Origin of the sequence: Microbispora sitophila (assembly GCF_014892245.1) — a bacterium.
Taxonomy (GTDB): domain Bacteria; phylum Actinomycetota; class Actinomycetes; order Streptosporangiales; family Streptosporangiaceae; genus Microbispora; species Microbispora siamensis.
Genome location: NZ_JADBGC010000001.1, coordinates 16,300 through 29,457, shown reverse-complemented (window position 1 = coordinate 29,457; position 13,158 = coordinate 16,300). Strand labels below are relative to the sequence as shown.

9 protein-coding genes are annotated in these 13,158 nt (G+C 73.0%); 3 read left to right on the top strand and 6 right to left on the bottom strand.

The window, feature by feature from the left end; genetic code table 11:
• Window positions 1-13: 13 nt before the first annotated feature.
• A complete protein-coding gene (locus tag IL992_RS00125) occupies window positions 14-400 on the bottom strand; it encodes a hypothetical protein (RefSeq protein ID WP_079320571.1) in 387 nt (128 codons plus the stop codon).
• A 237-nt stretch (window positions 401-637) separates the two neighbouring features.
• On the opposite strand from IL992_RS00125, the gene IL992_RS00120 reads away from it, so the two are divergent.
• Genes IL992_RS00120 through IL992_RS00110 form a run of 3 tightly spaced genes read left to right on the top strand, consistent with a single transcriptional unit; the run spans window position 638 to window position 2,972 of the window.
• The gene (locus IL992_RS00120; RefSeq protein WP_193201264.1) at window positions 638-1,957 is read left to right on the top strand and encodes a cytochrome P450; all 1,320 of its coding nucleotides are present in this window, start codon (window positions 638-640) and stop codon (window positions 1,955-1,957) included.
• A complete protein-coding gene (locus IL992_RS00115; RefSeq protein ID WP_193201263.1) occupies window positions 1,954-2,790 on the top strand; it encodes a class I SAM-dependent methyltransferase in 837 nt (278 codons plus the stop codon). Before IL992_RS00120 ends, IL992_RS00115 begins: the two co-directional genes overlap by 4 nt.
• Window positions 2,787-2,972 carry a hypothetical protein gene (locus tag IL992_RS00110; protein WP_079320568.1) on the top strand — a complete coding sequence of 62 codons (186 nt, stop codon included), beginning with the start codon at window positions 2,787-2,789 and terminating at the stop codon, window positions 2,970-2,972. Before IL992_RS00115 ends, IL992_RS00110 begins: the two co-directional genes overlap by 4 nt.
• Window positions 2,973-3,032: 60 nt before the next feature.
• On the opposite strand, the gene IL992_RS00105 is transcribed toward IL992_RS00110, so the two are convergent.
• The 5 genes from IL992_RS00105 to IL992_RS00085 are packed head-to-tail and all read right to left on the bottom strand — an operon-like array spanning window position 3,033 to window position 12,856.
• The gene (locus tag IL992_RS00105) at window positions 3,033-6,008 is read right to left on the bottom strand and encodes an NHLP bacteriocin export ABC transporter permease/ATPase subunit (protein ID WP_193201262.1); all 2,976 of its coding nucleotides are present in this window, start codon (window positions 6,006-6,008) and stop codon (window positions 3,033-3,035) included.
• Window positions 6,005-8,257 (bottom strand): NHLP family bacteriocin export ABC transporter peptidase/permease/ATPase subunit, encoded by a 2,253-nt coding sequence (locus IL992_RS00100; RefSeq protein ID WP_193201261.1) that lies wholly within the window; start codon window positions 8,255-8,257, stop codon window positions 6,005-6,007. Before IL992_RS00100 ends, IL992_RS00105 begins: the two co-directional genes overlap by 4 nt.
• A gap of 11 nt (window positions 8,258-8,268) precedes the next feature.
• Entirely contained in the window at window positions 8,269-9,081 is an 813-nt protein-coding gene (locus tag IL992_RS00095; protein ID WP_193201260.1) for a biotin/lipoyl-containing protein, read from the bottom strand.
• Window positions 9,078-10,580, bottom strand: coding sequence for a SagB/ThcOx family dehydrogenase (locus IL992_RS00090; protein WP_193201259.1), 1,503 nt, complete (start codon window positions 10,578-10,580; stop codon window positions 9,078-9,080). The genes IL992_RS00095 and IL992_RS00090 overlap by 4 nt, the downstream gene beginning before the upstream one ends.
• A 17-nt stretch (window positions 10,581-10,597) precedes the next feature.
• Window positions 10,598-12,856, bottom strand: a complete 2,259-nt coding sequence (locus IL992_RS00085) for a TOMM precursor leader peptide-binding protein (RefSeq protein ID WP_193201258.1) — start codon at window positions 12,854-12,856, stop codon at window positions 10,598-10,600.
• Window positions 12,857-13,158 lie beyond the last annotated feature (302 nt).

Below are 13,158 nucleotides of genomic sequence, written 5' to 3'. Positions count from 1 at the left end.
TGTGTCGTGACCGTCAGGTGCAGCAGCAGCAGGGGCAGCAGCAGCAGTTGATGTCGATCGACTCGGCCGAGGACACGCCGGCCGCGATGGAGTCGAGGTCGCCCTCGTTGAGCTCGGCCATGTCGACCTGCGGCGTCTCGGGGATGTGCAGTTCGAAACGGCCCGTCTCGAGGCCCCGCTCCCACAGCGCGACCTGTACCTCGATGTTGCTGTCGTGGTGGCCTTCGGGAATGTTGCGGACGAGCACGACCTCGGCTCCCGCCGGCAGCTCCAGCCCGGACTCGGCCAGAGCCGAGCGGGGGTCGGAGTCCAGCCGGGCCGAGTATTCCTCACTCGACCACGCCGTGATCAGAACGCGGGTGTACGCGTTCACGAATTCCGCGCGCTGTCTCGGGTCCAACGACATAGCCTGCCTCCCGGCTTTTTCGCGGGCAATGTGTCCCGCTGCTTTCGAAATGAAGTCTTACACGGCCGGACGGGAACGCACAGACTTAATTTCCGGGCAACTCGCATAAGTATTGAGGACGCGAACGGCGCAGACTATGCTCCGATCAGGAAATATCACCGAGTACGTATTCACTCCGAATCGCATGCGCAATTCATCGGCGAATACGTATTCAAAAAAGTGAGGGTGGGCATGGCCGATACGCACAGCGGTTACGTATCCCTGCCGCCGGGTCCGGACGGCGCCCAGAGCCTGCGCGGCATGCGGGAGAACCCGCTGCGCTTCGTCACCGAGATGGCCGCCTACGGCGACGTGACGAGGCACGAGGCCGAGGGCGCGGCCGTCTACATGCTGCACCGGCCCGACCTGGCCCGGCACGTGCTGAAGGACAACGGCGCCAACTACACCAAGGACCGCACACCCGACGACGACATGCTGCGCCCCCTGCTCGGCAACGGCCTGCTGACCAGCGGCGGCGAGGAGTGGGCCAGGCAGCGCAAGATGATCGCCCCGGCCTTCCGCCCGACGGAGGTCGAGCGGTTCGACCAGGTCATGACCGACGCCGCGGCCCACCTGGCCGGCCGGTGGCGGCGGGCCGGCGAGGACGGCGAGGCCGTACGCGTCGACCACGACCTGACCGCGCTCACGCTCACCGTCATCGCGCGGGCCATGCTCGGCGCGGACATCGCGGGCGTCGGCGACGGCTTCGGCCGGGCGGTGGACGAGGTCAACCGCTTCATCGGCCACTTCGACCCCGCCTCCGAGGGAGGGGGCCGGGAGGGGTTCCGCCGGGCGAAGGCGTTCCTCGACGGCGTCACCCGGGCGATCGTGGCCGCCCGCCGGGCCACCGGGCAGGAGGGCCACGACCTGCTCGGCGCGATGCTGGCCTCGGGGCACGCGATGACCGCGACCGACCTGCGCGACCAGGTGCTGACGATCGTCATGGCCGGGCACGAGACCACGGCCAAGGCGCTGACCTGGACGCTCTACCTCCTCGACCGTCATCCCGACGCCGCGCGGGCGGTGCGCGCGGAGGTGGACGAGGTGCTGGGCGGGGACCGGACCCCCACCGCGGCCGACCTGCCCCGGCTGACGGCCTGCCAGCGGGCGATCAAGGAGGCCATGCGGCTGTACCCGCCCGTGTGGCTCATCTCCCGGCGCTCCGTCGAGGCCGACGTCGTCGACGGCTACCCGATACCGCCCGGCACGCTCGTGTGCGTCAGCCCGTACGTACTCCACCGGGATCCGCGGTACTGGCCCGACCCGGAGACGTACGCACCGGACCGGTTCGCGGCCGAGCACACCCACGCGGGCCACCAGTACCTCCCCTTCGGGGGCGGCCCCCGGGTGTGCGTCGGCCGCCACTTCGCGATGGTCGAGGCCACCCTCGTGCTGGCCGTGCTGCTGCGCACCGTGCGCCCGGAGCTCGTCCCCGGCTTCCCGGTCGAGCCCGAGGCCCTGGTCACGCTGCGCCCCCGGCACGGCATGCTCATGGTCCCGAGGCCGCGGTGACCGCCGTGACGGGCGCCGGGTCGTACGACCCGGCCACGACGACCGCCGGGGGCCTGCGCGGCGAGCTGGCGCGTCTGGAGGCCCAGGCCGAGCTCTCCTTTGACGAGGAGCTGCGCGTCCTGCTCGACGTCGGCCTGCCCGCGCCGCTGCTGGAGCTCGGGGCGGGCTCCGGCGCGGTCACGCGGCGGCTGCGGGCCGCCCTGCCGGACCTGCCCATGGTGGCCGCCGACATCGACACGGCGCTGCTGGCGCACGCGTCCGGCGCGCGGGTTCCGCTGCTCGGATGCGACGCCGTACGGCTGCCGCTGGCGGACGGGGCCGTGGGCACCGTCCTGCTCCGGTACGTACTGCAGCACGTGGCCGACCCGGCGACGGTGGTGGCCGAGGCCCTGCGGGTGCTGCGGCCGGGCGGGCGGCTGATCGTGATCGAGGTGGACGCGATGCTGTGGGGCTTGGCCGACCCGATGTACCCCGAGATGGCCGGCGTCCACAACCGCATGACCGGCGCGCAGCGGCAGGCGGGCGGCGACCGGCTGATCGGGCGCAAGCTCACCCGGCTCCTTCGCCGTGCGGGCTTCGGCGACGTGGTCCTGCGCCCGTTCGCCACCACCAACGACGACCGCCCCACCGAGGCGTTCGCCCCCCACCTGGGCCCGGAGCGGCTGGCGCCGCTGGTCGCCTCCGGGGCCCTGTCCCTGCCCGAGCTCGCCCTGGCGGCCGACCGGTGGCGGCGTTTCCGCGCCGACCCCGACGCCTGGGTCATGCTGCTCGGCCTCGTCGTCGCCGGGACCGCACCGGGCGGTCCCGCCGAGTCCGATCGGAGTACGTCATGAGCCCCTTCTGGAAGATCTTCGTCGCGATCTTCTGTTACATCAGCGGCATCGTGGGCCTCGGCCTGGCCGTCGCCAACGCCAGCGTGAAGCCGCCCGCCACCACCCACGCCTTCGTGTACGGCGGGCTCGGCGTGGTGTTCCTCATCGCCGGAATCGTGTTGAGCCGCAGGCCCCGCTACTGAACACGTGAGAACCGCCGGCGGGCCGTCCCGGTCCGCCGGCGGCGTGCGCGTTCCCGGGCCTCAGATCTGCCGTCGCGCCAGCCGGGCGAACAGCCCGTCGGCATCCTCAAGCAGCTCGTGGTACTTGCCCTGCTGGACGATGCGCCCGCGGTCGAGCACCACGATCTTGTCGGCGTCCCTGATCGTCGAGAGCCGGTGCGCGATCACGATCCGGGTGGCGTTGAGCTGGCGGGTGCTCTCCGTGACGATCTTCTGGGTGGGGTTGTCCAGCGCGCTGGTCGCCTCGTCGAACAGCACGATGCGGGGGTGCGAGACGAGGGCGCGGGCGATCATGATGCGCTGCCGCTGCCCGCCCGACAGCGTGTTGGTGCCCTCCGACAGCACCGTGTGCATGCCCATCGGCATGTTCGCGATGTCGTCGGCGATCCCCGCCATGCCGGCGGCATCCCACGCGTCGTCGACCGTGTGGTCGGTGCTGCCGATGATGTTGGCCTTGATGTCGCCGGCGAGCAGCGCGCTGTTCTGCAGGACCACCCCGCACTGGCGGCGCACCGCGCCGATGTCCAGCTCGCCCAGGTCCTGGCCGTCGTGCAGGACCGTTCCCGAGGTCGGCGACTCGAAGCCCAGCAGCAGCCGCAGGATCGTCGACTTGCCGCTGCCGGTCGGGCCGACGACCGCGACGAACTCGCCGGGCTCGACCGACAGGTCCACCCCGTCCAGGACGAGCGGCCCGTCCTCGCCGTACCGGAACGACACCCGCGACAGCTCGATCCGGCCCGACAGCTCGCCCGGGTCGGCCTTGCCGGCGTGATCCTCCGGCTCGGCCGCCAGGATCGGGCGCAGCCGCTCCAGCATGGGCACCACGCTCATCGCGGTGATCGCCGCGCCGGTGAACTGCAGCACCGAGGCCAGCAGCAGGTTGAACGCGGCGAAGAACGCCAGGAACGCGGGGACGGTCACGTCCCCGAGCATCGGCCCGGCCACCACGGCGAAGACGATGACCGACGCGACCAGCGGGAAGCCGGCGTTGAAGGTCGTGACGAGGTTCTGCACCCGGCGGGCGGCCACGCCGATGCTGCGCGCCTTGAGGAACTCCGACGACCAGACCCCGAAGGCCCGGTCCTCGGCCGCCGCCACCCGCAGCTTCGGCACGGCCGTCAGAAGCTGGAAGACCCGCGACGACAGCCGCTGCTCGTGGGTGTAGATCCGGCGTTGCAGCCGCACCTCGAAGTAGCCGGCGACCGCGCACACGAGCACCCCGGCCAGCACGAGCGCGGTCGCGATCAGCGCCAGCCGCACGTCGTAGAAGTAGACGAGCACGAGGTTGGCCAGGCCGGCGAACAGGCCGAGGGCCGCCGTCGTCATGACGCCGGACAGCGTCTCCTGCACCGCGCTGACGCCGAGGACCGTGGTGCCCAGCTCGGCCGTGGAGTAGTTGGTGAAGAACGTGGCCGGCAGCGACAGCAGCCGCATCCACGCGCCCGCCTGCAGACGGGAGGACGACCTGCCCTCGATGCGCAGCGCGGCGAAGTTCTGCACCACCGACAGCGCGGCCGCCACGAGCGAGCCCGCGATTACCAGCAGCGCGCCCTGCACGATCATCTCGCGCTCGGCCCTGGCCACGTATGTGCCGAGCACGAGGCCGGTCATGGCGGGCACCAGCAGGCCGATGCAGGCCACCAGCGTCCCGAGGCTGAGCAGGGTCCACAGGTCCTTGCGGTTCTTGGCCAGGCCGAACCGCAACAGCCCGCCCACCCCGGTGACGGTCGGCGGCAGCGGCTCGTACAGCACGTCGGCGTGCCGGGTCAGCGTGCCGGCCACCGTCGCGGTGACCGGGGTGACGCGCTCCTCCCCCGGCGCGGCCACGACGTAGCGCGACCCGATGGGCAGCAGCGCCACCGGCGCCCCGTCGGAGGAGCGGTAGCCCACCATCGCCCCGATGTCCCGCCGCCACCAGCGGTCGTCCAGCCTGATCCGGCGGGTGCGCACGCCTGAGGCGAGCGCGATGGCCTGGAGCGGGTCGATCCGGCCGCCGTGCGCGCCTCCCGGCGGGGGCGCGGTCACCGAGAAGCCGGCGTGCGAGGCCACCAGGCGCGCGGCGGCCAGCGCGGGCGGGTCCCCTGCCACGTCGGCGAGACGGACCCGTGCCTCGGTGTCGCGCACCAGCGTGTCGAACCCGCGGGCGGTGCTGCGCAGCACGTCCCCGCCCCGCTCGGCCCGGCTCGTCAGCGCCCTCAGCTCGGTCGAGTTCCGGCGTTCGATCCGCCGATCGATCATGTAGAGGAAGCGGGTGGTGTGCTCGACCCACCGGTGCCACAGCTCGCCCGCGCCCAGCAGGTCGAGGGTCGACCGGGCGCGCAGCCGGGCCGGGCCGAGCGCCGCCAGCCAGTCCCGCTCGGTGACGCAGACCTCGGCGCCCGCGCTGAGCTGACCGGCGACGCCCTCCGGCATCTCGACCACGCCGTCCTCTACGGTGATCCACCGGACGCCGTCGACCGACCGGACGGCCTCGCCCTTGCGGACGACGGTGGGCTCGTGCGGCGACAGCGGGACGAAGTCGCGGGGGGGCAGCGTGTCGCGCATCGACGCGGCGAGCGCCACCACCCCGGCCTCCAGGCCCCGCACGAACTCGCGCACCGCCAGGCCGTACTCGCGGGTGGGCAGGGCGCGGACCGCCTTCCCCGACTCGGACGGGCCGTCGACGCGCCGGGCCGACAGGCCCTCCAGCCGGGCCAGCGGCAGGCGCGACACGCGGGTGCCGAGCACCGGCCGCCCGACGATGCTGTGCCTGGGCCCCCGGGGCGAGCCGAGCACCAGCGCGCCCTGCCGCACCCGGCACAGGTAGTTCCACCTGCCGACCGGCCTGCCGTTCTCCAGGCGTACGGCGAACAGGTCGACCGCGCCGCGCTCGACCAGCAGCACCTCGCGCAGGTCGGCCAGCACGAGCAGCCGGTCGGCCGAGTAGTCGATGGGCGTGGCCGCGTCGGTGAAGAACGGCGAGAACGCCGAGGACGGCGTGACGGTCGAGACGCTCATTGGTCCGCTCCCTCACCGCCCGGCTGGGCGTTCTCTATCAGCCGCGCGTAGTGCCCGCCGAGGCGCACGAGATCCTCGTGCGTGCCGCGCTCCACCACCTCGCCCTGGTGCAGCACGAGGATCTCGTCGGCGTCCCGTACGGTCGACAGCCGGTGGGCGATGATCAGGCAGGCGCATCCCCGGCGGCGCAGGTTGTCGGCGATCACCCGCTCGGTCTCCGGGTCGAGCGCGCTGGTCGCCTCGTCGAGGACGAGCAGGGTCGGCTGCGTGGCCAGCGCCCTGGCCAGCTCCAGCCGCTGGCGCTGCCCGCCGCTGAAGTTGCGCCCGCCCTCGCGCACCCGGCTGTTGAGACCGCCGGGGCGGGCGGAGATGACGTCGAAGATGGCCGCGTCGTGCAGCGCGGCGGTGACGACCTCGTCGGAGACGTCCTCGCTCCACAGCGTGAGGTTGTCGCGCACCGTGCCTTCGAACAGCGAGATGTCCTGGTCCACGTACGCGACCGAGGCCGCCAGTTCGGTCCTGGAGATCTCCTCGCGGTCGCGCCCGTCGAGCAGCACCCGGCCCGACGCCGGCCGGTACAGCCCCGCCACGAGCCGGCCGATGGTCGACTTCCCGCTTCCCGAGCTCCCGACGATCGCCACCCGCCGGCCGGGCACCACCGAGAACGACACGTCCTTGATCACCGCCTTGGCCAGCGGGTTGTACCCGAACGTCACGTCCTCGAAGGTGATCGCCCCGTCGAGCCGGCTGCCGGCGGGCCTGTCGGGCCGGTCGAAGACGGGCGAGCGGGGGTGACGCTCCACGTCGTACAGCCGGGTGATGTCGGCCGAGATGTCCTGCAGGCGCCCGCCGAGGTTGGTGAGCTGGGTGACCGGCCGCGACAGCGCGCCGAGCAGGCTCTGGAAGGCCACCAGCAGGCCGACGCTGACCGCGCCGTCCACCACCCGCAGGCCGCCGACGAGCAGGATGAGGCCGCTGTTGACCCCGGCGAGCAGCGGAGGCACGACCGTGATGACCGCGCTGGGCACGCCCAGCCGCTGCCGGGCGGTCACGGCCTTGGCCAGGAAGCCCGCCCACCGCTGGAAGGCGCTGGGCTCGGCCCCGGTGGCCTTCACGGTCTCCACGAGCTGCAGGGTGTTGAAGGTGGCCGACGTGAGGTTGCCGAGATCGGCCCGCAGCGCGGCCACCGCGTCGGTCCTGGCTCTGGACACCTGCCGCAGCACCAGGATGTTGAGCAGCGCCATGCCCACGCCGATGAGGCCGAGCAGCAGGTCGTACCGGATCAGGACGACCGCGTAGAAGAGCACAAGCACGAGGTTGACGACGGTGATCGCCAGGTCCCTGGACAGGATCTCGGCGACCGTGTCGTTGGCCGACACCCGCCTGGCGACCTCGGCGGGCCTGCGTTGCAGGAAGAACTCCACCGGCAGGCGCAGCAGATGGCGGAAGAAACGGGCGGAGCTGACCAGCCCCATCCGTATCTCCATCCGCAGCAGATAGTGCCGCTGGACCGAGGTCAGCACGAACATCGCCAGGGCGGTCATCGACATCGCCAACAGCAGCGGCAGGATGAAGCCGGGGTCGCGGCCGGTGAGGATGTGGTCGATGAACACCCGGCTGAACGCCGGCGCGATGATCCCGGGCACGACCAGCAGCAGGCTGGCCAGCAGCACCAGCGGCAGCGCCCGGCCGGAGGACATGCGGCGCGACAGCAGCGCCTCGGCCACCCGGGTGGGCCGGCCGCCGGGCCGGAACCCGGGCCCGGGCTCGAAGGTCAGCACGATGCCGGTGAAGCCGGAGTCGAACTCGTCCCAGTCGAGCAGGCGCGGGCCGCTCGCGGGGTCGTTGACCGCCACCACCGGCCTGCCGAAGCGGGTGCGGATTCCCTCGACGACCATGAAGTGCTGGAACGCCCAGAAGATGATCGCCGGTTTGACGATGTCGCGCAGGTCGTCCAGCTCCATCTGGAAGCCCTTGGCCTCCAGCCCGTACTTGCGGGCGGCGGCGATCACGCTGGACGCCTTCGCACCGTCCCGGGACACCGCGCAGGCGGCCCGCAGCTCCTCCAGCGGCACGAACCTGCCGTAGTGGCCGAGGACCATGGCGAGGGCGGCGGCCCCGCACTCGACGGCCTCCATCTGGATGACGGTCGGCGTGCTCCCGCGCCGGCCGCCCCGCTTGCGGGGATCGCGCCTGCGCGGGGCGCGGGGCGGTGAGGCGTCGGCGCGGGGGGCCGTGACCTGGCTCATCCGTCTCCTTCTCAGCGTCCGAGGAGCAGGTTGAAGGGCGTCTGGCTGCTGAGCGTGACAGTGCCCGTCACCGTGACCTGCGACCGCAGCTTCATCGGGGGACCGGTCTCGGTCGTCCAGGAGTAGCCGGAGGTGGTCTCGGGGTCGGGGACGAGGTCGACGACCACCAGGCGGGGCGGCTCCGCGGTGGCGTAGCCGCGGGCCGCGAGGTCCCCGCCGACCAGGCCGGCGACGCCCTCCGCCATCAGCGGGTAGGGGCTGATCGAGGTCACCCTGCCGCGCAGCAGCCCGAACACGCCGGGCGGGGCGTTGGAGACCGCGAGGTCGACCATGCGGCCGGGGGCGATGCCGAGCGCGTGGTCGCCCGGCACGAACAGCATCGCGACCAGGCGGTCGCGGGGAGCGTCGGTCCGCTCCATCGCGAGCAGCCCGTCGCCCTCGCGGACCATCGCGCCCTCGCTCGCCGAGGTGGTGACGACCTCGCCGGTGAACGGGCTGCTCACGGTGCGCACGGTGCCGTCGGCCCGCAGGACCTCCGCCACCGCCTGCCCGCGCACCACCCGCAGGCCGGGACTCACCATCATGGTCCGCACGGTGCCGGTGTACGGGCTCTGCAGCTGGGCGGTGCCCGCCGGATGGGTCAGCAGGCCCTTGGCAGTGACGGTGACCGGCAGCCGGCCGACGAACGACCACACCCCCGCGGCGACGACCACGATGAGCACGACGAACGTGGCGATCCAGCCGCGCGGGGAGGCGAGCAGGGTCGGGGAGTCGAGCTCGTCGGGCTCCCGCATCCGCTGCAGGGCCTTCAACCGGAACTTCACGCCGGCACCTCCGGGGACCATCCCGGCGGCGTCCCCGTCGCACCGCCCCGTCTGCTGCCGAGCAGGAGCTCGCCCACACTGCCCTCCGTGTGCGGGTCGAGCCCGCTGGCCGCGGCGAACTCCGCCGCGTCCCCGCCGCCGAGCCCGCAGACCGCCAGGCCCATGGCCGTGGCCACCAGGTAGAAGGTCTGGTAGAGCACGCCCACGTGCTTGAGGATCAGCGAGTAGGCGATGGTCTCGTACTTCCACATGACCCGGCCGAAGCGGGCGGTCACGATCAGCAGGACCTGCGGGTCCTCGGTCATCATGGCCGCCGCCCTCGCCCGGTCGAGCAGCGTCCGGGTCGCCGGGCCGGGATCGGCCACCCGTTCCAGCACGTGCGCGTGGGCGGCGTAGTGCCACAGCCCGGGCTCCAGCCCCTCGCAGGAGACGACGAGGGGGTAGACCTCCAGCTCGTGGACGGCGCCGCCGGACGGGTAAGGCCGGTCGGCCAGCTCCTGGCCGTCCTCCCCGGTGAACGTGCGCCGCTGGCGCATCGTGCGGTAGAGCAGCTCGCCCAGGCGGTCCAGGGTGATCGGGTCGGCGGCGTCGTGCTCGCGGATCGAGCGGCGGGCCTCCAGCACCTCGGTCAGGCTCGCCTCGGTCTTCGCGATCACGTCCAGGTCCGGCGGCTCCAGGGCGATCCGGGGGCCGGCGAAGGCGGGCGGCGCCACCGGCAGCGGATCCTGCACGCCCCGCAGGGGATAGGTCCCGCCGTAGCGCCCGGTCGTGCGCGGCTCCCGGGTGCGGGTGTGCAGCCACAGGTCGGCGGGCGACCACTGGGCGAGCGGGGCGGCGCCGCGCTCGGGGTCCTCCCCCTCCGGCGTCGGCCGCACCAGCAGCCCGGCGTCGGCGAACAGGCCGAGGACCGCCGCCGTGGTCCCGGCCGCCAGGCCCGGGCAGGCCAGGCCGGCCGGGGTCGTCCAGTCCGCGAGCAGGCCGAGCAGCGGGGCGGCGGCCGGGGCGAGCTCGACCCCGAGGGGACTGCGGGGCGCGCGCACCACGAGCCTGCCGTCCTCCGGCGCCGCGACGGCGAACCTCGACAGGCGCACGCGGGCGTCCGCGGCGAGCGGCGCGGCCGGGCGCAGCGGGCCGCCGCCGTAGGGGCGCAGCACGGCCACCGGCTCACCGCCCGACGGCAGCACCTCTCCGCCGGACGGCACCACCTTCCCGCCGGACGGCACCAGGACGGCCCGCTCCAGCAACGCCCCGGCCGACAGCTTGCGCAGCAGCAGGTGCCAGCGCAACAGCCCGCCGTCGCCGTCGTGCTCGGTGACGGTCCTGGCCAGCTCGTCCTCGCTCGCGCCGCCGGCGAGCGCGCGCAGCGCGGCGACCGTGCCCGGAGGCAGGCCCCGCAGCGCGGCGGGGCCGAACGGCGTGGCCAGGGTGACCGCCCCCGGCGTCTCCTCCGGTTCGGACAGGCCGGCGTCGCGGCGCAGCCGCACCTGAACGGTGTGCATGGGCTCCCCCTATCGGGTCAGAAGAAGACGCTGGTGGGGTTGAGCTCATCCTCCAGAGCCGGTTCCGTCCGCCAGCCGAGGGCCACCGGGACGTCGTACAGGCGGCCCGGGCCGAGCCGGCGCCAGAAGTGCCGCATGCCGGGGACCAGCACCCGGGCGACGTTGAGCTCCAGATCCGGCCGCGTCTGGTCGACCACGATCACCTCCAGGCCGCACGCGGCGGCCCGGGCGACGCAGGTCTCCACGTCGGCCGCGAGGTCGGCGCCCTCGGACACCAGGTAGTCCGCGAGCGTGCGGGGGCGCTGCGCGGGATCGGGCAGCAGCCAGGGGTCGCTCTCGAGGGTGGTCTCCTTCCACCAGCGGAGCGTGGCGATGTCGTCGTCGTGGTAGATCGTCTCGCCGTTCTCGTCCCTGCGGCGTACGGACGGGAGGAACTGGTTGACCTCGGTCAGCGTCCGCAGCGCGGCGATCCGGGGATCGAGGTGGGCGCCGAAACCCACGATGACGTCCTGCACCGGGTGGTCGAGCCGGTGGGAGACGCCGGCGAAGGCCGGGACGCCGAGGTCGGTGGTCAGGTCGAGCAGCCACAGCCCGCGGCCCATGTCGGCGTAGAACTCGCGCAACGTGTCGACGTACGGGTCCTTGAGCGAGTCGAGGTCGAAGGCGGGCCGCCGGACCCGGTTGTACCACCACAGCGCGACCGCGTCCCGCTCCACGATTTCGCAGAACCCCTGGAGGATCGCCTCCTCCAGCGTGTTGCCGGAGGCGCTGCCGTTGGAGTCGCCGACGCAGTAGAAGTGGCGTTCCAGGTCGGGATGGCCGTACCAGGCGTAGCCGGCGGGGACCAGCCGCTCCTCGTCGGCGGTCAGCGACCAGGCCCGCGACCAGTCCAGCGGCAGGTCGGTGCGGAACCGCTCGGGCACCAGGTGCAGCCGGTGCGAGGGGTCGCTGTTCCAGGCGTCCCGGTTGCCGTACTGCTTGTCGGAGAACAGCAGCAGGTCACTCGGGTGGACCGCGAGACCCTCGTCGAGGTCGGCGTGGGCCGCCTTGAGCACCGGCTCCTCGCCGCGCCACACACCCGAGTAGCGCTCGATCGCCTCGCACAGGGCGCTGACCTTGGCCTGGATCTCGGTCCGGCCCTTGCCGCCGCTCTGCCCGCGCAGGTTGCGGCGCAGCAGGTCCATGTTGTCGCCCAGCATCGCGAAGTTGTGACCGGCGGTGAAGCTGTAGGTCACGCCGTTGTCCTCGTCGGCCCACGGGCGCAGCCGGGTGACCGCGCCCAGGTAGGGGCTGATGTGCCGCTCCAGCCGTGCGTACGTCGCCGAGGGCAGCTCGACCCGGTAGCCGCCGTCGGTCACGTGCCGGGCGGACCGGGCGGCGAGCGTCACCTTCGGCTCGCGCTCGCGGATCAGCGAGGGGTCGCCGCACACCGGGCACTGCGGCAGCCGGATCAGCTGGTGCTCGGCGCTGGTGAGCGTGCGCAGGTCGACAGTGATCATCTTGCCCTGCAGGGTCGATGGCCGGCCCGTGGCGGCCGTCCGCACGAGCTCGGCCGCGAGCAGCCCGCCCACCGCCGCGGCGCCGCCCTGCAGGGCCTCGCGCACCGGGTGGTACGGCGCCAGCCCGTCCCCCCGCTTGCCCGCGAGGTAGCGCTCGACCTGCCGGTTGCCCTCAATCCGCTGGGACATGCAGGCCCAGCAGCCCGTGCTGCCCGGCTGGAACAGCGGTCCCAGCCAGGCCACGGTGCCGGCCGGCCTGACCAGCACCCAGGGCCGCCCGGCCGCCAGGCACTCGGCGTTGAGCTCCTCCAGGCCCGGGTCCAGGTAGTCGTCGACCACCGCCACGACCGTGCCGTCGCCGTCCGGATCCGTGCGCAGCCCGTGCTCGCGCAACAACGCCTCGACCGGGCCGGGGTCGACGCCCGCGCCCGCGAACAGCCGGAAGGACGTCTGCTCCAGGGCCGTGACGACGGCCGCGGGGTCGACGCCCTGCGCGTCCCAGAAGGCGAGCACCGGGTCGGTCAGGGGCGGTCGGCCCTCGGCCAGGTGACCGGCGGCCTCGTAGCGCCGGATGGCGAGCACCGCCTGGGCCGGCGACAGTTCGCCGGCGAGGGCCTGGACGATGTCCATCACCGTGTGCCGGCCGTCGAGATAGGGAAGGACGCGGCCCGAGCCCGCGCCGCGTACGAGATAGTGCTGGCCTTCCGCCAGAAGGAAGACTTTCGCGTCGTCGAGGACTTCGGTGGTGAAGTGCGCCTTGAGCCGTGGCCGTTCCATGCCCCCCGCCATTCACTGCGCGATTAGCCGATGAGCGGAGAATTCCATCCGATTCCGCAAAAAGTAAAGACGTATTTGTCATCGCGCCGACGCATACGTACGCGCGCCGCGCAGAAAGCGGGATCCGGACCCGTGCGTACGGCGATGCGTACCGCGGGCGGCACGACGGAATACGTATGCGCACCGCCTCCCGGAGCCTGGGCCGCCGACCTGCCGCGATGATTCGGCCGCCCGCATCGCCGACGCCGCAGGGGTTTCGGCATGGCCGGGCGGTCTCCCCTATCCGGCGGACAGGAAATCAT

Bases quoted from the DNA above. Each gene is read 5' to 3' on its own strand.
- IL992_RS00120 (WP_193201264.1), top strand. From the start codon at position 638: ATGGCCGATACGCACAGCGGTTACGTATCCCTGCCGCCGGGTCCGGAC.
- IL992_RS00110 (WP_079320568.1), top strand. From the start codon at position 2,787: ATGAGCCCCTTCTGGAAGATCTTCGTCGCGATCTTCTGTTACATCAGC.
- IL992_RS00105 (WP_193201262.1), bottom strand. From the start codon at position 6,008: ATGAGCGTCTCGACCGTCACGCCGTCCTCGGCGTTCTCGCCGTTCTTC.
- IL992_RS00100 (WP_193201261.1), bottom strand. From the start codon at position 8,257: ATGAGCCAGGTCACGGCCCCCCGCGCCGACGCCTCACCGCCCCGCGCC.
- IL992_RS00090 (WP_193201259.1), bottom strand. From the start codon at position 10,580: ATGCACACCGTTCAGGTGCGGCTGCGCCGCGACGCCGGCCTGTCCGAA.
- IL992_RS00085 (WP_193201258.1), bottom strand. From the start codon at position 12,856: ATGGAACGGCCACGGCTCAAGGCGCACTTCACCACCGAAGTCCTCGAC.